The organism is Plasticicumulans sp., from assembly GCF_035331805.1.
Lineage (GTDB): Bacteria > Pseudomonadota > Gammaproteobacteria > Competibacterales > Competibacteraceae > Plasticicumulans.
On record NZ_DAOLKE010000103.1, the window covers coordinates 9361 to 10695 of the forward strand.

Sequence of the window (1335 nt, forward strand, 5' to 3'; positions counted from 1 at the left end):
GCCGGGGTTTTGAACTCCGGAATCGGCACTTCAAACAGCGGCGCCGGCATCCGGAAGGCTGTTCCGGAGGGTCAGGGCAGCGTCGCCGGCACTCAAACCATCGACGCCGATACTTGAAGTGTCGACGCCGACTCATTTTGAGGCGGCGTCGACTCAATCTGGGGCGACATCGGGACTCTGCAGCGGGCCGGCGCATGTGCGTCGCGGTCGGTCAGGGCAGGATTCACGCTGCCGATGCCGCAGGCCGATCACCCGCAAGTGCATGATCCCGCCGCCCATCCCTGCAAGCCCTCGTCCACTCGGGGCGAGGAACTGCGAGGCGGAGTGTTGCGGCGGAAGGCTCGGCATGAACCGGCCGGCTGCAACCTCCGCCCCGCGCCGCCCTCCCAGTCATCGGCAGCCCTGCGCGCTGTCGCGACCCCGAGGAGAGCGCAATCGTGAGTCCCGGACAGATCTGGCAGATGGGCCGGCAGGCGGTGTCGGCCTGGAGCGATGACTACGCGGCGAGCATGGGCGCGGCGCTTGCGTACTACACGACCTTCTCGATCGCGCCGCTGCTGATCATCGTCATCGCGATCGCCGGCGCCGTGTTCGGCCACGATGCCGCGCAGGGTCACATCCTCGCGCAGTTGCGCGACCTGCTCGGCAAGGACGGGGCGCTGGCGATCGAGGGGCTGCTGAAAAGCGCGAGCGATCCGCAGCAGGGCATGGTCGCGACCGTCATCAGCGTCGTGACGCTGGTGATCGGCGCCACGACCGTGTTCGGCGAGCTGCAGACCTCGCTCGACCGCATCTGGCAGGCCCCGGCCGCCACCCGCCCGGAAGGGCTGTGGGCGCTGCTGCGCACGCGGCTGCTCGCCTTCGGCATGGTGCTCGGCATCGCCTTCCTGCTGCTGGTGTCGCTGGTGCTGAGCGCGGTGATCGCGGCGCTCGGCGAATGGTGGTCGCCGTGGTTCGGCGAACGGGAGCTGCTCGCGCAGGCGGCGAACTTCATCGCCGGTTTCGTGCTGATCACGGCGGCGTTCGCGCTGATCTACAAGCTGCTGCCGCGCGCGCGCATCGCCTGGCGCGACGTGTGGACCGGGGCGGCGATCACGGCGCTGCTGTTCTCGATCGGCAAGCTGCTGATCGGCCTGTATCTCGGCAAGAGCAGCACGGCCTCGGCCTTCGGCGCGGCCGGGTCCTTCGTCGTGCTGCTGGTCTGGGTGTACTACTCGGCGCAGATCTTCTTCCTCGGCGCCGAATTCACCTGGGTGTACGCGCACGCCCACGGTTCGCGTCGCGGCGAGCCCCGCAGCCGCCCGGCACCGGCGCCGGGCGGGCGCGAACTGCCGC

At 69.6% G+C, this 1335-nt stretch carries 1 protein-coding gene; it reads left to right on the forward strand.

Going from position 1 to position 1335, the window contains the following annotated elements:
- Window positions 1-437 precede the first annotated feature (437 nt).
- On the forward strand, window positions 438-1335 hold an 898-nt coding region (locus PKE44_RS09270; RefSeq protein ID WP_324550358.1), incomplete at its 3' end, for a YihY/virulence factor BrkB family protein.